The organism is Fibrisoma montanum (assembly GCF_003583365.1).
Lineage (GTDB): Bacteria > Bacteroidota > Bacteroidia > Cytophagales > Spirosomataceae > Fibrisoma > Fibrisoma montanum.
Genome location: NZ_QXED01000001.1, coordinates 647144 through 661677 on the forward strand (window position 1 = coordinate 647144; position 14534 = coordinate 661677).

12 protein-coding genes are annotated in these 14534 nt (G+C 53.1%); 4 read left to right on the forward strand and 8 right to left on the reverse strand.

Translation table 11 applies throughout. The features are described from left to right. Window positions 1-28: 28 nt before the first annotated feature. The 6 genes from DYU11_RS02715 to DYU11_RS02740 all read right to left on the reverse strand — a co-directional run bounded on the left by DYU11_RS02715 (window position 29) and on the right by DYU11_RS02740 (window position 8250). The gene (locus DYU11_RS02715; RefSeq protein ID WP_229365674.1) at window positions 29-1012 is read right to left on the reverse strand and encodes a glycosyltransferase family 2 protein; all 984 of its coding nucleotides are present in this window, start codon (window positions 1010-1012) and stop codon (window positions 29-31) included. Further along, complete coding sequence (locus tag DYU11_RS02720; protein ID WP_119666096.1) at window positions 991-2238, reverse strand: sugar transferase; 1248 nt, start codon at window positions 2236-2238, stop codon at window positions 991-993. The genes DYU11_RS02715 and DYU11_RS02720 overlap by 22 nt, the downstream gene beginning before the upstream one ends. A gap of 17 nt (window positions 2239-2255) precedes the next feature. Beyond that, window positions 2256-2669 (reverse strand): response regulator transcription factor, encoded by a 414-nt coding sequence (locus tag DYU11_RS02725; protein WP_009284550.1) that lies wholly within the window; start codon window positions 2667-2669, stop codon window positions 2256-2258. Window positions 2670-2878: 209 nt separating this feature from the next. Next, the gene (locus tag DYU11_RS02730; protein ID WP_119666097.1) at window positions 2879-4621 is read right to left on the reverse strand and encodes a right-handed parallel beta-helix repeat-containing protein; all 1743 of its coding nucleotides are present in this window, start codon (window positions 4619-4621) and stop codon (window positions 2879-2881) included. Between the two features lie 179 nt (window positions 4622-4800). Further along, window positions 4801-6417, reverse strand: a complete 1617-nt coding sequence (locus DYU11_RS02735) for a choice-of-anchor Q domain-containing protein (RefSeq protein WP_119666688.1) — start codon at window positions 6415-6417, stop codon at window positions 4801-4803. Window positions 6418-6636: 219 nt separating this feature from the next. Next, window positions 6637-8250, reverse strand: coding sequence for a T9SS type A sorting domain-containing protein (locus DYU11_RS02740; RefSeq protein ID WP_119666098.1), 1614 nt, complete (start codon window positions 8248-8250; stop codon window positions 6637-6639). 490 nt (window positions 8251-8740) lie between these two features. Between DYU11_RS02740 and DYU11_RS02745 the strand changes: the two genes are divergently transcribed. From DYU11_RS02745 to DYU11_RS02760, 4 genes are all read left to right on the forward strand, one after another. Further along, on the forward strand, window positions 8741-9328 hold the full coding sequence (locus DYU11_RS02745) for an RNA polymerase sigma factor (protein WP_119666099.1): 588 nt from the start codon (window positions 8741-8743) through the stop codon (window positions 9326-9328). 47 nt (window positions 9329-9375) lie between these two features. Continuing rightward, the gene (locus DYU11_RS33575) at window positions 9376-9912 is read left to right on the forward strand and encodes an anti-sigma factor (protein ID WP_229365675.1); all 537 of its coding nucleotides are present in this window, start codon (window positions 9376-9378) and stop codon (window positions 9910-9912) included. A gap of 185 nt (window positions 9913-10097) precedes the next feature. Beyond that, the gene (locus tag DYU11_RS02755) at window positions 10098-10814 is read left to right on the forward strand and encodes a porin family protein (protein WP_119666100.1); all 717 of its coding nucleotides are present in this window, start codon (window positions 10098-10100) and stop codon (window positions 10812-10814) included. A 139-nt stretch (window positions 10815-10953) separates the two neighbouring features. Continuing rightward, the gene (locus DYU11_RS02760) at window positions 10954-12450 is read left to right on the forward strand and encodes a capsule assembly Wzi family protein (RefSeq protein ID WP_119666101.1); all 1497 of its coding nucleotides are present in this window, start codon (window positions 10954-10956) and stop codon (window positions 12448-12450) included. A 49-nt stretch (window positions 12451-12499) separates the two neighbouring features. Here the strand turns inward: DYU11_RS02760 and DYU11_RS02765 are convergent, their stop codons facing one another. Continuing rightward, window positions 12500-13213: an RraA family protein gene (locus DYU11_RS02765; RefSeq protein WP_119666102.1), complete on the reverse strand. Its 714-nt coding sequence runs from the start codon at window positions 13211-13213 to the stop codon at window positions 12500-12502. 40 nt (window positions 13214-13253) lie between these two features. Next, window positions 13254-14531, reverse strand: coding sequence for a spinster family MFS transporter (locus DYU11_RS02770; RefSeq protein WP_119666103.1), 1278 nt, complete (start codon window positions 14529-14531; stop codon window positions 13254-13256). Window positions 14532-14534 lie beyond the last annotated feature (3 nt).

Consider the following 14534-nt stretch of genomic DNA (forward strand, 5'->3'; position numbering starts at 1 on the left):
TTTCGGCCAAACCGGTTGCCTATGGTTTTCACTTCGTCAGCCAGCCGCTGATTACCCCCCGGCCAAACGCCTTCAGGTGCGTGAACTGACGCCTGGCTGCGTACGTCAGCATGTGTTTGGGTACGGCCAATCCCGTGAAGAACAGGCCGAACGCCATCCGTTGGGGCAAAGGAGTATTCCGACGCATATACAGAATGCGGTTTCGGGTCATGTAATACACCTTCAGCGGGCTGGTCTTGCCAACCGAAGCGGATTCCTTATGGAAAATCAGCGCTGCCGGCTGGAAATAAATCGTGTAGCCACCCCGCCGGATTCGGGCCGACCAGTCGAGTTCTTCGTAATACAGAAAAAACTGCTCGGCAAACATACCCACCTGTTCGGCAACGGACCGACGTACCAGCATAGCGCAACCATGCGCAAAGTTGGTCGGACCGGGTATGTCGAAACGGCCATCGTCGACCTGATGGCTCCCTACCATACCGGCCTGACCCGTGTACAGATTCATGGGGTTATAACCTGCGTACTGGATTACGTCGGGCTGGTCGAAAAAACGAATTTTGGGACAGACAACACCGATGGTCGAATCGGCCAGCATCGGCTCCATTAGCTGATCCAGCAGATCAGGCGTAACCTCCGTGTCATTATTGACGATAAAGTAGAAATCGCCTTTAGCCGCCCGCATGCCCACGTTGTTACCACCCGAAAAACCCAGGTTTTCGCCCGTCAGCAGCAACGTTGCCTCCGGAAAATCGCTACGGCGTACATGGTCGGTCGGGTCTTGCTGCGACCCGTTGTCCACAACGATCACTTCGAAATTCGGGTAGGTTAGCTGACTGACGGAGTTCAGAAACAGCCGCGTAAGCTCAGGCTGGTTGTAGTTGATGGTAATGATCGAAATCAGCGGCCGATTGTGTTCGGGCCCACCGCGATCTGGCCCTGGAGCTACAAGCGTAGTTGACGAGGCCGGTTTACTGGCGCTGACGGCGTCCATCAAACGTTCTCCTTCTGCCATACCGCCGTTATGGTTTTTAGCATAATCTGGAAGTCAGTCCGGAACGAGAACGTCTCGGCGTATTTGATGTCCAGTTGAATTCGCTCCAGATCCGACATGCGCGGTTGCCCTTTGGCGCGTTTCATCACCTGCCAAAGGCCAGTCAGGCCGGCCGGGGCCGCAAACCGCTGCGCAAAACCGGTCGTTGTTAACCGTTCAGCTTCGTACAACGGCAGCGGCCGGTTGCCTACCAGCGACATATCCCCCAGGAGGATGTTGAACAGCTGCGGAAGTTCGTCAATACTGGTGTTGCGCAGAATACGACCAAGCCGCGTCACGCGGGGGTCTTCGCGAAACTTCATGAACATCGCTTTGTTACGCTGACTATCGCGGTATACGTGTTCACAGACCTGCTTATCGTTGAGAAACAGCGGGCGCTGGCATTCCACACCTGCCAACTGGCAGTTCTGGCAACGCTCGTTTTCCGTCGCTTCTTCCGGTTTGGTCTGGCTGTAAATATTCTGGGAAGCCAGCGAGCTGATCAGGGCATCGGCCCCCGTCCGCATGGTCCGGAACTTATACATGTCAAAAACCCGGTACCCATAGCCAACGCGCTTGGAACGGTATAGAATGGGACCTTTGGAATCGAGTCGAATGGCCAGGGCAACAACGGCCAGAAGGGGTGACAGCGCCAGTAGCGTTGAAGCCGATACGGCTACGTCGATGGACCGCTTCCATAGCGGCATCCGCGCCGGTGATTGCAGCCCCTGGAGCGACCGGCCGGTTAATGGAGCCGGCATGGTCACTTTGGCGGTCGACCACGTCACGCCATTGACTGGCACACTCCGCTCAGCCATATACTGCTTGCGCCGGATCAGGTAGTCGAAGCGAAGGCGGAGATCGTCTTCCGGAAAATTAACCGGAAAAACATCAATTGCTTTCAGTTGCATGGCCCGTCGCTGTACGACCGGACTCATATCAGACGTCATCAGCAGTACGGGTGTATTCTGCAGAAACGGACTGTCACGAACAGCCTCGAGAAAACCCAATCCACCCATCTGCTCGTTGATAACCACCACATCTACCGGATTACCTTCCCGCAGGTATGTGATGGCCTCATCCGGCTCATCCAGCGTTTTTATGGCCACGTACTGACCAAACGCCCGAATGAACAACAGGGCGGCTTCCGGATCGCGCTCCAGGTACAATACCTGGAAATGCGGCCCGGTCGAAGAAGACGTAGCCATAAGCTGATTACTAACGATTAATACGAAGCGACTAAGCTGGCCGTGCTGGGTTGCGTCCGGCGCAGAATAGCGCGAATCTTAGCCCGAACTTCCATTGGATTGAATGGCTTGTTGATATAGCCATCTGCGCCCCGATCCAGGCAATCAATCCGTGTTGCACTGTCGTCAACAACCGACAGTACCAGAATTGGAATATGACCAAACAGGTTACTTCCCCGCACAAGCTGTATCAGTTCCCGTCCATCAAGATGTGGTAATTTCAGTTCGGTCACGATAATATCAGGCTCATGGCCTTGCTCCAACCATGACATTGCTTCAATGCCATTGGGCAAGGTTGTAATGGTAAACTCCGCCGAGAGTGTGTGCCGAAGGATGTTGCGTATAAAAACGTCCTCGTCAATAAACAGTACGTGGTAGTTTTCGCTCATCATAAGCCTTGGATAAAGAAATTAGTTTGTCAATAACAACCAAAAGTTAGCCGATTTCGCAAAAGTCCTAAAGGAAAAGTTTAAATTGTTTTTAAGCGGTTGCGTTGCTTAAATGCTTCATACACAGCTTAAAAATCAATTTCTCTACTAAACGGTACCCTCAATTGTATTAATTAAATACAAAACATTCATTATTGCATAGGTAACCGGTTTTATTGTTTCAAAAACCGACCTGTACCCGTACCGGCGGACGTTGTTACACGAATCGTGTATAACCCACTGGCATACGGTGTCACCGTTATTTCGCACCGTCCTGTCGCTTCCCGAGCCGCAAACCGCCATTGGTTTACCTCCTGCCCGGCCAGCGAATAGATGGCAACCCGCCGAATCTCTACACCCGTTTCAACCGTTATCTGCAGGCGATCCGGACAGGGTACCGGCGAAAGCGCCAGTTCTATTGGCACCACAGACTCTTCCACACCCGTAATGACCTCAACCGGTGGCAGCGGTGGTGCCTGCACACCGGGCTGCAACGTAACATAACCAATCCGGGTTAAGGTCGTTTCGCATCCTTCTGCTCCCGGAACGGCCGGAGCCAATAGCTCGCCAAATTCATAAGCCCCCACATCATAGCCTACGCCCTGCGGACGCAGTCGATCGGCCAGATCAGAAACCACCCCCATGCTGCTCACATCGACACCCTTGTCAATCAGGGGCGAATCCTTCAGGAGTTTGAAATCCCCTTTGGCAAAATCGGCAAAGCGGAGTGTCGTCACATCCTGCGTTATCGTATTACCGGTTTGTTCGGCCGTTGCGTTCTGCCCAAACGACACCGCCTTATAAGGCGACCTGCTGTTCAGGGTATTGATGTTGGCAATGACGTTATTAACCAGTATGTTCTTCTGCGTTTCGTTGTACAATCGAAACCCGTCTTCCCCGCTGTTTACGAACGTATTATTGATAAAGCGGATCGCCCGGTTGGGTAATGAACCCGTACGCTCGTCGCAGAAAACGGCTACGCCACCCGAGTTAATGACCACGTTATTAGACACCGTCACGTCGCCCAGATGCCCTACGATGATAAGACCGATGTCGTGGGCGTCCTCCAGATAGTTATGATGCAACTGCCCGTCGGCTCCGCCACCAATCTGAATTCCATTGTCCTGGTCGGGTGTAAACGGGGCAATGCCCGTTGACCGTACTACGTTGTGATGCACGTTAAAATCAGGCGCACAACCAATTTGTATGCCTTCTGCGCCGGTTCGCTCAACGCGGTTATGGTGGATGTGCAGGTTGGTAATGTTATGCGGAAACAGCCGCACTTTCACCCCATTGCACGTCCGTTCCTGCCCCGTACCCCAGAACGAGTTGCCGATATACATGCCCTCGCCTTTTACATCATGGATGTAGTTGTCGTGGATGTGCACATTCGTCATCGTGAAATTGCTGCGCCACGCGGTCGAGTCACTGCAACTGGGATCGGTCTTGGCCATGATTCCGGCAAAACCCGCCCCGGCTATCTCCACAAACTCTACTTCAACGTCCGTACTCTTGTCGTGGATGTGCATAGCCGAAACATCCTGAAAGGTCGTCTGGGCCGTGATTCCATATTGCAGCCCTGGTTTACCGCCCCCCGATACTTTGATGTTGCGGCAATTGTAAAAATCCAGCGCACTTTCCTTTCCCGTCGACTTTATGACTACCGGACCGCCGTAGTTGATGAAAGTCAATGGCTTACCAGCTTCTCCGGCAAAGTTGTAGAACTTCAGCGTTTCGTACTGCCCCGCCTGGATACAGATCGTACTACCCGCCGGCGCATTCACCTGTTTGGCGTAGTACGTTCCACTGGTTTTGATGAGGTAGTCACATGGACATTTCGTCGACTGCGCCTGTGCTGAAACAGCCCAACCAGCCCCCAATAACCATGTCCCCATCCACCCTATGTGGCCTTTCATCGTGTCAACCAGGTCAGTACCAGAAACGAATTTAGACTGATGCGGGTCACGTAACGCTTTATGTTGACTGAATGGACCAGCTATTTATTGGACGGTGTATCAGTAATATACTCGACTGATCATATAATAGACTTTAGCTGATACAGACTTTCTCGCGGTCAAACCAGGGAGCCGGCCCATCACTCTTTTAAAAAGCGGCCAGCGTGCGTTTGATGAGCTGTTTTGACCTGAAGCAGATATAAGCCATCGGCCCATTCCCCCAGGGGCACATCCACTTCCGGGCTATGCAAAGCCGGTACCCGACGCAGCAGACGACCAGCCGCATCCATAATGGCTACTTCGGTGATGGCTTCTCCGTTGCTCAGGCGGATAGTCACCCGCTCGCTGGCAGGCGACGGATACGCCCTCACCAGTACACGTTCACTGGTTTCGGCCACGTCGGCCGCGATCCGACCACCCGATGATCCGGTGCCGTATTCATAAGCACCGATGTCGTACTGGGCACCGTTCGGTCGTGGCTGGTTATCCAGATCGAACGTGATGCCCCAGTTGCTGACGTTCCGGCCTCTGTCAATCAGGGGCGATCCGTTGACTGGCCGGTAGTTTCCTCCGGCTACGTTAACAAACCTGGCGTCCGCCACCGAAGCTGAGGTATAATTGTTTTCTTTGAGCAACGGAAAGGTGTTGTTGGTTACCGTAATGGTTTTATTGAGCGTTACGCCCACGATGACATTGTTGGCCGCGTAATTCGTATTGTTTTCGTTATAGAAGCGAATACCCCCATCGGCGGTCGTAACGATGGTATTATTGGCAACAACCACATCCACGCCCGACAGGGATCCTGTCCGGTTGTCGATATACATGCCGTTAATGCCCGAATTGGTAATCAGGTTATTATAGATGTAGTTGGGGCCCCGGTGCCCGATCATACTGATGCCGTCGCCCTGAGAGTTCTGTATGATATTATTGTAAAAACCGCCACTGGTACCTCCGCCGATCTGAATCCCATTATTCTGATTGGCCCCAAAGGGCGATACGCCGGCATAGCGAATGGTATTGTGATGTACCTGGGCACCGGGCGCACAGGAATACTGAATGCCCTCGCAGCCGGTGCGTTCAGTCAGGTTATTGTAAATTTCCAGACCAACGATCTCATGCGGATACTCTGTTGTTTTTACGCCGTTGCAAACCACATAGACACCGTTTCCCCAGTTTGAATGGCCGATGTAAAATCCCTCGCCTTTGACGTCATGAACGTAGTTGTCATGAATCTTCACGTTATACATTATGAAGTTGCCCCGAAAGGTGGATGGATCGCAGGCCTTCGGGTCTGTTTTCGCCATGATGCCGGCAAAGCCCGCCCCGGCAATCTCTACGTGATCGACTTCGCAGTCTGAACTTTTAGCCAGAATGTTCAGTGCTGTTGCATCCGTACCGGTTCTGGATACCTTAATGCCGTACCGGAATCGGCTGTTGCCGGTTCCGGTAATGCGGAAATACCGGCTGCCCTGAACATTGAGGCCGCTCTGGGTGGTCTTGTCCGAGCTAAAGTCGACCAGACCGTCGCAGTTAATAAAGGTAATCGGACGGCCCGGGGCTCCCGTAAAGTTGTTGAGTCGAAGATACTGGTAAACGCCACCTTTGATACACACGGTTGCTCCAGGGCCGATCTTCAACAACGCTCCATCATATACACCGGTTTTTGTGATCGTGTAGGTACAGTTACACGTACCTGTCTGCGCCTGAGCAACAGAAAAGCAAATGACAAGGAGCAGGCTGATAGACAATTGTTTCATAGTGAGGGTGTGGTCGGGGTGAAACTCAAATTTGCTGTACTTTCTTTTTAAAATACTGATAGACAAGCTATAAGCCACACGGTTTTTTGAGTAACTGGTAGTTGATTTATTGCGCGGTAGTCGTTCTTAGTCTGTTTTGCAGGGCGCAACAACAAAAATCGTCGGTATACCATCCGATGTGGATAGTATACCGACGATTCGGTATGATTCGTTATTGACTTAGTTCTTCAGGAAGCGGCCTCCGTACTGGCGGGACGTCGTGCCAACCCGCAACAGGTAGAGCCCCTTGCCCAGATGCCCGACCGGCAGCCGCAGCTCGCTTACCGGAGTACCGGCCGCATGGCGGCTGATCACCCGACCATTGTTGTCCACAATGCTCAACTCGGCAATCGGCTCCTCGTTGCTCAACCGCACCACCAGCTGATCGGTGACCGGCGAGGGGTACGCCCGAACCAGCACCAGCTCCGATGCTTCGGCGGCTACCGCTTCGCTTGTGACGCCCTGACGAGCCCCTGACGCACCACCCTCGTAGGCGCCGATGTCGTAGACGCCACCCTGCGGACGCCCTCTGTCGTCCAGATCCGCCACCACCCCGTAGCGGCTCGTGTTCTGACCCGTGTTGAGCAAAGGAGAACCACTACCCGGCCGCAGATTCCCACCCGGAGCATCCACAAATCTAGCCTCCCCGGCACTGGCTGCGGTGTAGTTGTTGAGAGCCGTGAAGCGCACCTTGTTGTTGAGCGTCGAGAGGTAGCGGTTGCCGGCTACCTGCACAACCGCGTTGTTGAGCAGCGTTGTCGTCTGGGTTTCGTTGTAGAGCTTGACGCCTTCTTCGCCGGTGGAGAAGATTGTGTTATTAATCAACGCCACCTCAACGTTAGCCCGCGTACCGGCCCGCTCATCGACGAAGATACCGTTTGAAACAGCCTCAGTGATGACGTTGTTGTAAATCCTGTTGGGGCCCAGATGCCCTACGATGATCAACCCAATGCCCTTGGCCTTCTGAATGGTGTTGTTGTAGAAGTTGCCACTGACCCCACCCCCGATCTGCACACCGTTGTCCTGATAGGGATCAAAGGGGTCGATACCCGAGTTGAAGACCGAGTTGTGGTGCACCTGCGATTCGGGCGCACAGGCGTACTGGATGCCCTCGCAGCCGGTGTTGACCGTGCGGTTGTAGCTGATCTCAAGGCCATAGATGTTGTGAGGCAGTAGCTTCACGCTGGCGCCGTCGCAGGTGCGGCTCTGGCCTTCGTTCCAGAACGAGTTGCCGATGTAGAGGCCTTCGCCTTTGACGTCATGGACGTAGTTGTGATGGACCTTGACATTGTACATGGCGAAGTTGGCCCGTTGGGTGGAGACGTCGCAGGTGGGGTCGGTCTTGATCATGATACCCGCAAAGCCGGCGTTGGAGACCTCCACATGGTCCACCTCACAATCGGAACTCATGCCGGTGATGTTGAGGCCGGAGATGCCGCTGCCGGTTCTGGAGATGTGAATGCCGTACTCGAGTCCGGCCACGCCGGTTCCGGTGATCTGGAAGTAGCGGCTGCCCTGGATGGCGATGCCGGTTGCAGAACCAGTGGGGAAGTTGACCTCCACCAGGCCGCCACAGTTGACGAACTTGATGGGGTTAGCTGGCGTACCGACGAAGTTGTTCAGCCGCAGGAAGTCGTAGCGGCCGGCCTGGATGCAGACGGTAGCACCGGGGCCGATCTTGAGGGTTTTACCATCGTAGGAACCGGTTTTGGTGATGGTGTACGTACAGTTACAGGATTGCGCCCAAGCCCTCCCGGCGAGCGTCATCGTAAGCAGGATTAACCAGAATCTCATAGTGTAGTAAAAGGTATAAGTAAGTGCATTAGTTAGACAGGTAGGTTACAATAAATCACCAGAAAAATTCAATGGTTGACAAATACTTATCCGCTCAATAAAAGCCCATCAAATCGATAGATTTTTGTTGCACTCCTCCACAAAATTGAGTATTCATTCTGCCTTATAAAAACAAGGTTCTTTGTTATATTAATTTATTGAATGGTATAAAATACATGAAAGATTAGTAATATTTACAAATGAGTCACTTAGTGTGGGATTGTTTTAATTTTATCGTTGAAATGTTTTATAAACTCTGAGTTTTTCCCCTTTATAATCTATAAAGTTGCTGTATTAAATTTCTTTTAAAATTTTTTAAATGGCAGAATTCGTTGGCTTTCAGGCTTGGTTAAATGGCAAAACTGGCTCAACATTTAGCGAACCCTCTTTATGGAATTTCGCTTCTTTTTCATCTAACAGGTAGTGCTGCACTGCATAAACTGGTCCATTTATGTTTCTAAAACATTTCCGCAGACCCAAACCGATCACCGACGCCGAGTACCTGGCGGTTTACCGCAGTACGGGCGATCTGGTGATATTGGGTGAGCTATACGAACGGCACATGGACCTGGTCTACGCCGTTTGCTATAACTACCTGCGGGATCAGGAGGAAGCCAAAGATGCGGTTATGCAGTTATTTGAACAGCTGGTTACTGATCTGCAACGTCATGATGTGCAACATTTCAAAACCTGGCTCCATACCGTAGCCCGTAACTACTGCCTCATGCAGCTTCGTAGTCGCGCTAATCAACCCGTTCGCATTGATGCCGCGTCGGCTGAGTATTCGGATGATGATAAACTACCGACCAGTCTGAATTCATTGGAACTGGACGATGATTCAGAGCTGGAAGAAGACCTGTCGAAGATGGAAGCGTGCCTGCAGACCTTGCCAACTGAGCAACGAACCTGCCTGACCCTTTTTTATCTGGAGCGGAAAAGTTATGCAGAAGTAGCGGAGCTTACCGGTTATGACATGAAGCAAGTGAAAAGCTACTTGCAAAATGGCCGTCGAAACCTTAAACTTTGTATGCGGAAATAGGTAACACTGATCTGTATAGATAGCCAGCGGTTTTTGTACCGCGATATATGATGGAAAACCAATTGACTTTCGATGACTTGCGGGCTTATCAGGCCGGGCAGCTAAGCGGCCCGGCGCGGCACCGCGTGGAGCGGCTGCTGTTGGAAGACCCGTTTTATGCCGACGCGCTGGCTGGTCTGGAAGCCATGCAGCAAACCGGCACTCCACCGTCGACGCAGCTAACCGAACTGCGCAATGCCCTGCAACGGCGTATTCACGAGTCGGCGACGAAGAAACGGCTATGGCCGCTCTGGATTGCTACCACCACAGCTGCCATTCTGTTTATGCTGGCTATGGCTATTTATTTTATTTTCTTCGCGTCTAAACAATCGCAGAAGCCTAAAAGCGTTCCACCCTCTCATACCAGCCACGTACTGTCGTTACGCGATACGCCTGACGAGGCCACTACTGAGGGACTCGAACATACCCCGGTGGACTCGCCCCTCATGCCTGTGTATGTACCGGGCAGTTCATCGTTCATGCCCAATCAGGAATCGCTTGTCTACCCTTCAGGATCAACAGTTGAAACAACTACTCTTGAATAACGCACCTGCACTTCTTGCTTTCTCCTCTTTTGTTAGTTTTGGTCCAGTCTGTGTACAGTTTATTCTTAGTTACACCTAAATCTGTTCATTCATCAGATCATAGATTTCCCAAAACTTGATACAACGGATAAAACATTTATCGGATATCCGGCGTTAACGGGGCATATCACTCAATCCCGTTTTCTATGTTAAAATCAATTTTTCTACGGTTCACTTTTTCCATCCTTACCATCTCGTCTCTCTGTATATCAAACGTTTACGCTCAGCAACGTTTCAGCGCCGGTCCTCGTGTCGGCTTGAACTTGTCTAATTACTGGGGTAACGCCGACAATATGAAATTTATACCCGGCTTTACGGCGGGGGCCTTTTTGATGTATAGCTCGCTCAACCACTTTGGTATCTCAGCGGATGTTCTTTATTCTCAGCGTGGAACTCGGTATGACGGCCCGCTTTTCGTTTCTCCCGGTCCCAGCAACCGCATTGATTTCCGGCAGCGGGTTAACTACCTCGAAATTCCGGTTGTCGCCCGGTACTTTCTAACGCTTTCGGGCAACTTCCGGCCCAACGTTTTCATTGGCCCTTCGCTTGGCGTTAAGCTCAACGCCAAACGAGCCGACGCCAAGCTGAATGGCAACGAAGACGAGCGCTTCAATGGCGATAACAGCAATGATTTTAAAGATCTGGATTTAGGCGCTACGGCCGGTTTCCAGCTGAACTGGCGGGCTGGTGAGCGGCAACGCTTCCTTATCGACGCCCGCTACACACTGGGTCTGGCCAATGTCCAGTCAAATCTGCCGAACATCTGGGGGCAGCGTGAATCGCTCAGCAACTCGGTCTTTACCCTGACACTCGGTTACGGATTCGGTATCGGCCGCGAATACCCGAGCCGCTACCGCCGGTAGACAACACCAACGCATTCGCAAAAGCCCTGCACCAGACCGTGCAGGGCTTTTTGTTTGTGTTACCAATACACTAATTTTCACGGGCGGCATGACGTAATCTATCGTTCATGTCGCATATTCGTGTCTCATTTTCACGTCCATGCGGCTACTGTTTGTGTTTGGTCTTATGCTCTGGTTGAGCCCACCTGCCTCGCGGGCTCAATCGAGTGCTCAGCCCTCTCCTCTTCACTATGAAGCCGAGCTGGGAGGCATGGCAACGACCACCGATCGGGCGCCGTTCTGGCTACGTACCAATCAATACGGAATTGTGCCAAGCCGCGGCCCATTCGGTACAATCCGGACCGGACTGTACCGCACGTACCGTCCGGCAACCGATACGTCGAAGACGGCCGCCAGCCGGAAAGTTGACTGGGGTTTTGGCCTAAACGTAGTAGGTACCCTTGGTCCCAGAGACCGGCCGGAAACGCGTCAGCTTTTATGGCCCGAGTTATACGGGAAGATTCGTTACGGAAAAGTGGAACTGTTTGTGGGCCGACGGCGCGAAGTGTATGGCCTTGGCGACACATTATTGACCTCTGGCTTCATTGGCTGGTCGGGCAATGCCATTCCCTTCCCCAAAGTGCAGATCTACACCCCGGACTATATTCCATTACGTTTCCTGAAAAACGTTCTGTCCTTCAAAGGCGGGTACGCGCACGGCTGGTTTACGGCATCCTATATTCAGGGCGTTTATCTGCACCAGAAATTCCTGTATGGCCGCCTGGGAAAGCCTAACTGGAAAGTTAAATTCTACGCGGGGCTGAATCATCAGGTGCAATGGGGCGGTCGGGCGGATTATCTGGTTGGTACCCCACTGGCCGTTAACGGAAAACTTCCTACCTCGTTCAACGATTATGTTTCGCTCGTTACGGGCCGCTATCCGGAGGCTATCAGCACGGACCAGTTCACGGACTTCGACGGAACAAACCGGATCGGCAATCACGTCGGCAGCTACGACTTTGCACTTGAATGGACCCGACCCAACCGAACGCTGACTTTCTACCACCAGCACCTCTACGAAGATGCATCCGGCCTGGCATTTCAGAACTTCCCCGACGGCCTGACGGGAATCCGGCTGCATAACCGGTTAGCCAGGGCACGATTTCGGGTAGAGCGACTCGCCCTCGAGTTCCTCACGACTACCAACCAGGGCGGTGCCGTGTTCGACATGGCCGCCCGCTACCAGGGTGCCGACAACTACTTCAACCACAGCCAGTATCGGGAAGGCTGGTCGTACAATGGCCGAACGGTCGGGACGCCGTTTATCGCGCCGAGAACGGAATTCACGACGGAAGTTAATCGGCTGGAAGGGGGCGGCTTTTTCCCCAACAACCGGGTCGTTGCCTGGCATTTGGGTACTCAGGCCGTGGTTTTCCGCAACGTAACGCTGACGGCTAAGGCATCGACGAGCCGCAACTTCGGCACGTTCAATCAACGCTACGTTCCACCTTTCCGCCAGTTTTCGTCGCTGCTATCCGCCCAGATCCATCCGCCACGCTGGTCGGGCATCGTCTTGACAACGGCCTTCGCACTCGATCAGGGCGAGTTGTATCCCAATACGTTTGCGAGCTACGTGAGCGTGAAAAAAAGCTGGTAAAGCCGACCGGAGCATCCTTTCGGTTCTACGTCCGGTCGGCTTGTGTTCATTAAAACCGCCCAAACTCCTCGTATACGTCGAACGGATTCCGTCCTTCAGCCATGGCCTGTCGGCTTTTAGCTTCGCTGGCGAACCACTCTTCGGCCAGTTCGAGTACCTGAATCGTCAGGTCATACGGCACCACAACCACGCCGTCATTATCCCCGAAAATATAATCGCCAGGGTTGATTTTCAGCAACCCTTCCATTCCTTTCACGTAAATGGGTATCTGGTAATCAACCACCATGAAGCGGCCAAAAGCCTCGACCGGATTGCGAAACCGGCAAAACGTCGGGAACCCCATATCGATCAGGTAATTCGAGTCGCGGGTCGAGCCGTCGATCACCGCCCCAACGCAGCCGTGGGCGTGAGCTGCCGTAGCCGAAATTTCGCCAAACTGCCCGCAGGACGTATCGCCCTGGGTGTCGCGCACCTGCACTACGCCCGGCGTCATGCTCTTGAACATCCCCAGCCGAATGTCATGAACTTTCTCGTCGCGGCTGGGCGTCGCGATACCGTGGCAGGTAAAGGCTGGTCCAGCGACTTTCATGGTGTGGGTTAGCGGATAGATTCCGCTGGCCATGCACTGGCTGTGGTAACCGAGATGCTCCAGTGCGTCGGACACTAAACCGGCGTATAACCGGAGGTACCGTTGCTGGATTTCCTGCCAATCATACGTAACGTTGAACTGTCGGATTGGATACGAATTGGTGATAACTTCCATGCTTTTGTGTGTTTTACTGATGTATTATTTGCTTGTTCTGTTACGATTCCCTATCCTTTTCAAAAAACCATTTCGCTGCCCCCGCCAGCAGCAGCCCCCCCAACACATAAGCCCCTGATAAACTGGCTAACCCGGTTGTCAGGCCCAGCGTAGGTTTCAGCACCCCCAGCAGATACGGTGCCGATGAGCCAATGAGAAACGCGCAGGCCAGCATCAACCCATAGGCGGATGAGCGCATACGTGCCGATACCACTTCGTACAGGGACGCGACGATGTTGGAGTCATACCAGCCCCGGAATATGCCAAACCCAAACAGGGCCGCATAGGTCATAATCTGGGTATTGCTCTGGCTGATAAAGTAGATGAACGGCGCACCGATCAACAGTCCCAGCGACTGCACCACGAGCCGGCTCCGGGGGTTGGTTTGGGCGTAATAGTCGGCAATCCGGGCTCCGGATAACACGCCCAGAAAGGCGCCGAGGTGATGATAGAACAGCGAGGAGAATCCGGCTTCGGTCAGGCTCAGCCCGAATTTGTCAACCAGAAACGAGGGCATCCAGGTCAGATAACCAACGTTGACAAATACCATGCAGCCAAAGCCCAGCGTCAGCAGCACGACTGTCGGCTTTCGAACAATGACACGGGCCGTTTCGCCTATTTCAGCTAGTACGGGTCGCTGACTAACCAGCCCTTTGTTGGGAGTATCCTTCGGTATGCGGTTGAAGAAAATGAAGGCCAGCACAATGCCGAATCCACCAAACACATAAAACGCCCGCTGCCAGCCATAGTGTTCGCCAATGTAGCCCGCAATCAGCCCGCTGAGTACGATGCCAAAATAAACGGCCGTCTGGTGTACGGACAGCACAAACGAGCGATTCCTGGGGTAGTTTTCGCCCAGCAGCGCATTGGCAGATGGGGCATAGAACGCTTCTCCCCCGCCCGTGCCAATACCCCGTAGTAAAATGAACTGCATGAGCGTGGAGCAGAAACCAGTAAACAGCGTCGCCATCGACCAGAACAGCAGGCAAAAGCCCAGAATGTTCCGGCGCGAGAACCGATCGCCGATGAAGCCGGCAATGGGCACCAGCAGGCCATAGGTCCACACCAGCGCCGACGCAATCAGACCCAGTTCGGCATCCGTTAGGCCTAAGTCCTGCCTAATCAGCGGTAATACGACGCTGAAAATCTGGCGGTCGGCCTGGTTCAGGAAGAATGCCAGCCATAGGAGGGCCAGCAACTCCCAGCGGTACCCGGCGCGACCACTGACTGAAGGGGCGTTGACCGGCTGCGGTTCGGTTATCAGGTTTGACTTGGACATGCC